At 75.4% G+C, this 6,036-nt stretch carries 6 protein-coding genes; 2 read left to right on the plus strand and 4 right to left on the minus strand.

Translation table 11 applies throughout. The features are described from left to right. A partial coding sequence (locus tag SZN_RS34725) for a serine/threonine-protein kinase (protein ID WP_007504556.1) occupies window positions 1-984 on the minus strand: 984 nt, incomplete at its 3' end. 235 nt (window positions 985-1,219) lie between these two features. After that, window positions 1,220-1,957 (minus strand): AfsK-binding protein KbpA, encoded by a 738-nt coding sequence (gene kbpA, locus SZN_RS34730; RefSeq protein ID WP_007504558.1) that lies wholly within the window; start codon window positions 1,955-1,957, stop codon window positions 1,220-1,222. A gap of 134 nt (window positions 1,958-2,091) precedes the next feature. Here kbpA and SZN_RS34735 point away from each other — a divergent pair, with 134 nt between their 5' ends. Continuing rightward, a complete protein-coding gene (locus tag SZN_RS34735; protein ID WP_007504560.1) occupies window positions 2,092-2,727 on the plus strand; it encodes a TetR family transcriptional regulator in 636 nt (211 codons plus the stop codon). 277 nt (window positions 2,728-3,004) lie between these two features. Here SZN_RS34735 and SZN_RS34740 read toward each other — a convergent pair whose 3' ends face one another. Together SZN_RS34740 and SZN_RS34745 are read right to left on the minus strand one after the other, a co-directional pair. Then, the gene (locus tag SZN_RS34740) at window positions 3,005-3,505 is read right to left on the minus strand and encodes a nitroreductase/quinone reductase family protein (protein ID WP_007504561.1); all 501 of its coding nucleotides are present in this window, start codon (window positions 3,503-3,505) and stop codon (window positions 3,005-3,007) included. Next, window positions 3,502-4,689, minus strand: a complete 1,188-nt coding sequence (locus SZN_RS34745) for an acyl-CoA dehydrogenase family protein (RefSeq protein ID WP_007504562.1) — start codon at window positions 4,687-4,689, stop codon at window positions 3,502-3,504. Before SZN_RS34745 ends, SZN_RS34740 begins: the two co-directional genes overlap by 4 nt. Window positions 4,690-4,764: 75 nt before the next feature. Here SZN_RS34745 and SZN_RS34750 point away from each other — a divergent pair, with 75 nt between their 5' ends. Continuing rightward, complete coding sequence (locus tag SZN_RS34750; protein WP_007504563.1) at window positions 4,765-5,940, plus strand: thiolase C-terminal domain-containing protein; 1,176 nt, start codon at window positions 4,765-4,767, stop codon at window positions 5,938-5,940. Window positions 5,941-6,036: the final 96 nt, after the last annotated feature.

A 6,036-nucleotide genomic window follows, 5' to 3' on the forward strand; every position in this document is an offset into this window, starting at 1 on the left:
CGGGACGACCGGGTCGTGCGAGGGCGGGGGCGGCACGACGGGGGCGGCACGGCCGCCGCCGCGGGCCGGGGCGGGCCTGACCGCCGTGCGGCCGCCGCGCCGGGTCTCGATCAGGCCGACCGCCCGCTCGGGCAGCCACGCCGAGGCGGTGCCGCTGTCGTCGGTGCCGGAGCCGAAGAGGTGCGGGGCGAGCTGGGCCTGGAGGTCGGCCGGGTTGGGGCGGGCCGTGGGGTCCATCTGCATACAGGACTCGATCAGCGGACGCAGTTCGTCCGGGAGTCCTTCGAGGTCCGGGCCCTCCCGCAGCAGCATGAACACCGTCTCGACGGGGTTGGCGCCGTGGAAGGGCGGGTGGCCGGTGGCGGCGAACACCAGCATCGAGCCGAGCGAGAACACGTCGCTCGCGCCGGTGACGCTGCGGGAGTCCTTGGCCTGCTCGGGTGACATGTAGGCGGGCGTGCCCACGGCGACATTGGTCATGGTCAAACGCGTGTTCGAAACGCCGGACGCGATGCCGAAGTCGATGACGCGGGGGCCGTCCTCGACGACGAGCACGTTGGAGGGCTTGAGGTCACGGTGGACGAGCCCGGCGCCGTGGATGGACTGCAGGGCCTCCGCCACGCCCGCCGCCAGCCAGCGCACCGCCTGGGCCGGCATCGGCCCGCACTCGTTCACTATTTCCTCGAGCGAGGGCGCCGGGACGTACGCGGTGGCCAGCCACGGCACGGCCGCCCGCGGGTCGGCGTCCACCACCGCGGCCGTGTAGAAGCCGGAGACGGCGCGGGCCGCCTCCACCTCCCGGGTGAAGCGGACCCGGAACAACTGGTCCTCGGCGAGCTCCGTGCGGACCGTCTTGATCGCCACGCGCCGGCCCGAGGCCGAGCGCGCGAGATAGACCAGCCCCATACCGCCGGCGCCCAGCCGTCCGAGCACCTCGAACGGCCCGATCCTGCGCGGATCGTGCTGCGTCAGCTGATCCACCACTCTGCCTGCCACCTCCCCGTACGGGCCGCGCCCACCCACGTGTGCGCACGGCCCCGTGCAGCGTCTCACCACCGCACCGCCTCGGCGGCACGCACCCCGATTCTTCCCTTCCGAAGGCGTGGTGGCGAACCCGACGACGGAACGGGGTGTCTCGGGGCAAAACCACACCCGGGCGACCACACACAGCGTCCGCCCGCACACCGGAGCGCGCCGCGGGCCCGCCCCGCGGCGGCGGTCAGCGCTCCAGGACGGCGAACGACGCCCCCTGATCGTCGGTGACCACGGCCACCGTCCCGTAGGACGTCTCGAAGGGCGGTACCTGCACCCGGCCGCCGAGCCGGCCGACCCCGGCGAGGGCCCGCGCGCAGTCCGCCACCCGGAAGTGGACGACGAAGTGGGGCGGCATCATCTCCGCGAAGACCTCGCCGACCCGCGCGCGCCCGACGTCCGGCTCGGCGTCCGGCCCGAACAGCGCGTCGTGGAAGAGCCCGCCGTAGAAGTCGTTCGCGGCGCCGGTGTCCCGGGCGTACAGCTCCGCCCAGCCGAAGCTGCCCGGCTCGTGCCGGCGCCCGAAGCCGCGGTGCGCGCCGGCCTGCCAGAGCCCGAACACCGCGCCCTCCGGGTCGGTGACCAGCGCGGACGTACCGAGTCCGGCCCCGACCCGCACCGGGAAGGTGACCACCTGTCCCCCGGCCGCGCGGACCCTCCCGGCCAGCGCCCGCACGTCGGGGGTCGCGAAGTACACCGTCCACACGGAGGGCAGCCGCCCGTCCGTCTTGCGGGTGAGCGCGGCGACGCGGTCGCCCTCCAGCAGGGCCCACACGGTGCCGTCGTACGCCGCCTCGAAGGTCCATCCGAAGAGCTCGCCGTAGAAGCGCTCGCCCGCCGCCGCGTCGGAGAGCTGCGCGTCGACCCAGCACGGAACGCCCTCGGCGTAACCCGTTCCGTCGGTGGATGCCCCATTTTCGGCCATGCCGCCAAAGTAACGGCCCCGCGCGCACCCCGCAGACCAGGAGCACCAGCTCCCACGCCGGTGCGCACCCCATTTGCAGTCGGCCGAATCGCGCCCCGATCACGCCTCGGTAAGCTGACGGCATGACAGGACAAGTGCGTACCGTCGACGGCCGCGTGGCCGGTCGGCGTGGGCAGGCGACCCGGCAGAAGCTGCTCGACTGCCTCAGCGAGATGCTCAGCTCCTCCCCCTACCGGGACGTCAAAGTCATCGATGTCGCCCGGAAGGCGGGGACTTCGCCCGCCACCTTCTACCAGTACTTCCCGGACGTCGAGGGCGCCGTACTGGAGATCGCCGACCAAATGGCCGCCGAGGGAGCCGAGTTGACCTCGCTGGTGGCGGGGCGCAGCTGGGTCGGCAAGGCAGGGTGGCAGACCGCCCAGGACCTCGTGGACGGCTTCCTCGACTTCTGGCGCCGCAACGACGCGATCCTGCGGGTCGTCGACCTGGGCGCGTCCGAGGGCGACAAGCGGTTCTACAAGATCCGTATGAAGATCCTGAACTCGGTCAACAACTCCCTCGCGGAGGCGGTGACCCAGCTCCAGGCAAAGGGCAGGGTCGACAAGGACGTCAACCCCGCCGCGGTGGCGGGCTCACTCGTCGCGATGCTCGCGGCCGTGGCCTCGCACCAGAGGGGCTTCCAGACGTGGGGCGTCAAGCAGGCCGAACTCAAGCCGAACCTGGCGCTGTTGGTGCACCTGGGTGTGACCGGCAGGAAGCCGGTGAAGTGACGCCCTGACGGCCGGCCGGGCAGCTGACGGCCGCGAGGCGCGCCCAAGTCCTGTCAGGCGGGCGGTGGTTCCGGGCGCGGACCACCGCCTGTCGCGCGTCCGCGGCACCCGGGGATGCCCGCGCCCAGCCGTCTCACGCGTCCGGCACCCGGTCCCGCCACCGCGCGTCACCGGTCCCCGGAGGCCGGGCGGGCAGTGCCCGGTCCCGCGCCGACGTGCCGTGCCGTTCGGCGCTCGGGCGGCCCGCTGCGCACCGCGCGGGACCGCTCACGGCCGCTCACGGCCGCTCCGGGTCGCGGCGGGTGATCCGGAACAGCCTGATCTCGCGTTCCACCCGGCTCTGGTAGGCGGCGTACGGCGGCCAGAAGTCCAGGGCCGCCCGCCACACCGCCGCCCGCTCCGGCCCGCTGAGCAGCCGGGCCTCGACCGGGATGTCCCGGCCCCGCCAGCTGACCTCGGCCCGCGGGTGGGCGAGGAGGTTGTGGGTCCAGGCAGGATGGCCGGGCCGGCCGAAGTTGGAGCCGACGAGGATCCAGGTGCGGCCGTCCTCCTCGGGCATGCACGCGAGCGGGGCGCGGCGGGGCAGCCCGCTGCGGGCGCCGGTCGAGGTGAGGACGACGCCCGGCAGCATCCGGGCGCTGAGCAGCACCCGGCCCCGGGTGAGCCGGTGCACGGCCCGGTCGAGCGCGGGCACGACATGCGGGGCGACCCTGGCGAACCCCCGGGTGGCGGAGACCTTCCGCACGGCGCGTACGACCGCGGGCACGTCCTTCTTCACACCGCCACCTCCCGGGCGTCGAAGAGCCGGGCGGCGTCGGCCGCGTGCGCCCGGAGCCGGTGGGCCGGGCCGAACAGGAGTGCGTCCCCGGCGGCCCGCTTGAAGTACAGGTGCGCCTCGTGCTCCCAGGTGAACCCGATGCCGCCGTGGAACTGGACGGCCTCGCCCGCCGCGGTGCGCAGCGCCTCCAGGGCCTGCGCGAGGGCGAGAGCGCCGGCCCGTTCCCCGTGGGCGCCGGCCCACGCGGCGTAGTAGGCGGCCGAGCGGGCAGCCTGCACCGCCACGTACACGTCGGCCAGCCGGTGCTTGACCGCCTGGAAGGAGCCGATGGGCCGCCCGAACTGCTCGCGCCGGCCCACGTGCTCCACCGTCAGCGCCAGGGCCCGGTCCGCGGCCCCCACCGCCTCGCAGGCGAGGGCCGCCGCGGCGGTGTCGCCCACCCGGGCCAGGGCGGCCAGGACCGCCCCGCCGTCCTCACCGCCCAGCAACGCGGCCGTCACGTCCCGCAGTTGGACCCGCCCCTGCGGCCGGGTGGCGTCCAGGGCGGTCCGCCGGGCGCGTACGACGCCGGGCGCGTCCCCCGGCACCAGGAACAGCAGGGTCCGCGAGCGGGCGAAGCCCCCGGTGTGCGCGGCGACGAGCAGCAGGGCGGCGCCGTGCCCGTCGAGCACCTGGTCGGCCTCGCCGTACAGCCGCCAGCCGGTCCCCGCCCGGCGGGCCTGGACGCCTCCCGCGCGTCCGCCGCCGGCCCAGTCGCCGCCGTTGCCGCCGGTCAGGGCGAGGGCGGTGGCGAGCGACGGCCCGGGGACGGCGAGGGTGGCGGTGAGCGCGCCCGAGGCCAGGCGGGGCAGCACCTCGGCGCACTGCCCGGGTGTGCCGAGCGCGGCGATCAGCGGGGCGGCGAGGACCGCGGTGGCCAGCAGCGGGGAGGGCGCGAGCACACGGCCGGTCTCCTCGCAGGCGAGGGCGAGTTCGGTCACCGAGCAGCCGACGCCGCCGTGGCGCTCGGGCAGGGCGAGTCCGGGCAGGCCGAGCCGTCCGGCCAGGGCGGCCCACAGGGCGGGGTCGTGGCCGGTCGCGGTGTCGGCGGCCGCGCGCAGCTCGCGGGGGCCGCAGCGGTCGTGCAGCAGCGCGCGGAGGGTGCGGCGGATCTCGTCCTGCTCGGGGGTGAAGCGGGTGTCCATGGCTCTTCCTTCGTATCTGACGGTCCGTCATATTAGGAGTGTCGCTCCGAGTTGCCCAGAGGCTGGAGGCATCGCATGACGCGCGGGAGCCGGAACGTCGCCGTGGTCGGCGTGGCCCTGTCCGACTGCGGGCGGGTGGCCGGCAGGACGCCGTACGCCCTGCACGCCCAGGCCGCCCGCCGGGCGCTCGCCGACGCGGGCCTCGGGCGCGAGGTGGTGGACGGCTTCGCCTCCGCCGGCCTCGGCACCCTCGCCCCGGTGGAGGTCGCCGAGTACCTGGGGCTGCGCCCGACCTGGGTGGACTCCACCTCCGTCGGCGGCGCCGCCTGGGAGGTCATGGCGGCCCACGCGGCGGACGCGATCGCCGCGGGCCGCGCGCACGCGGTGCTGCTGGTGTACGGCTCCACGGCCCGCGCGGACATCAGGGCGGGCCGGCGCACCGCGAACCTGTCGTTCGGGGCCCGCGGCCCGGCGCAGTTCGAGGTGCCGTACGGGCACACCCTGATCGCCAAGTACGCCATGGCCGCCCGCCGCCACATGGTCGAACACGGCACGACGATCGAGCAGTTGGCCGAGGTCGCCGTGCAGGCGCGGGCGAACGCCGCCCTCAACCCGGAGGCACTGCACCGGAATCCGATCACGGTGGACGACGTCCTGGCCGGGCCGATGATCGCCGACCCCTTCACCCGGCTGCACTGCTGCGTCCGCTCCGACGGCGGCGCGGCCGTCCTGCTGGCGGCCGAGGAGTACGTACGCGACTGCCGTACGGCCCCGGTGTGGATACTCGGCGCCGGGGAGCACGTCTCGCACGCCGCGATGTCCGAGTGGCCGGACTTCACCACGGGCCCGGCGGCGGTGAGCGGCCGGCTGGCCTTCGAGCGGGCCGGGGTGCGCCCGCAGGAGATCGACTTCGCGGAGCTCTACGACGCGTTCACGTACATGACCCTGGTGACGCTGGAGGACCTGGGCTTCTGCGCGAAGGGCGAGGGCGGGGCGTTCGTGGAGAAGGGGCGGCTGCTGGTGCGCGGCGGGGAGCTGCCGGTGAACACCGACGGCGGCGGGCTCTCGGCCCAGCACCCCGGGATGCGCGGACTGTTCCTGCTGGTGGAGGCGGTGCGCCAGCTGCGCGGGGAGGGCGGCGCACGCCAGGTGTGGGCGCGCGGCCGGGCCGGCGAGCCGCCCCGGCTGGCGGTGGCCTCGGCGACCGGGGGCTGGTTCTGCTCGTCCGGGACGCTGGTACTGGGGGTGTGACGCCGACGCCCTCGCGTGTGCGGAACGGTACCGCCGCCGCCCGGTGGCCGGGGGGCGTCGGGCGCACCCGCCCGCGTGTGCGGAACCGTACCGCCG

It is taken from the genome of Streptomyces zinciresistens K42 (genome assembly GCF_000225525.1).
GTDB lineage: Bacteria > Actinomycetota > Actinomycetes > Streptomycetales > Streptomycetaceae > Streptomyces > Streptomyces zinciresistens.

Excerpts from the sequence above, each read along its gene's own strand:
- kbpA (WP_007504558.1), bottom strand. The coding sequence starts at position 1,957 with ATGGCCGAAAATGGGGCATCCACCGACGGAACGGGTTACGCCGAGGGC.
- SZN_RS34745 (WP_007504562.1), bottom strand. The coding sequence starts at position 4,689 with ATGGACACCCGCTTCACCCCCGAGCAGGACGAGATCCGCCGCACCCTC.
- SZN_RS34750 (WP_007504563.1), top strand. The coding sequence starts at position 4,765 with ATGACGCGCGGGAGCCGGAACGTCGCCGTGGTCGGCGTGGCCCTGTCC.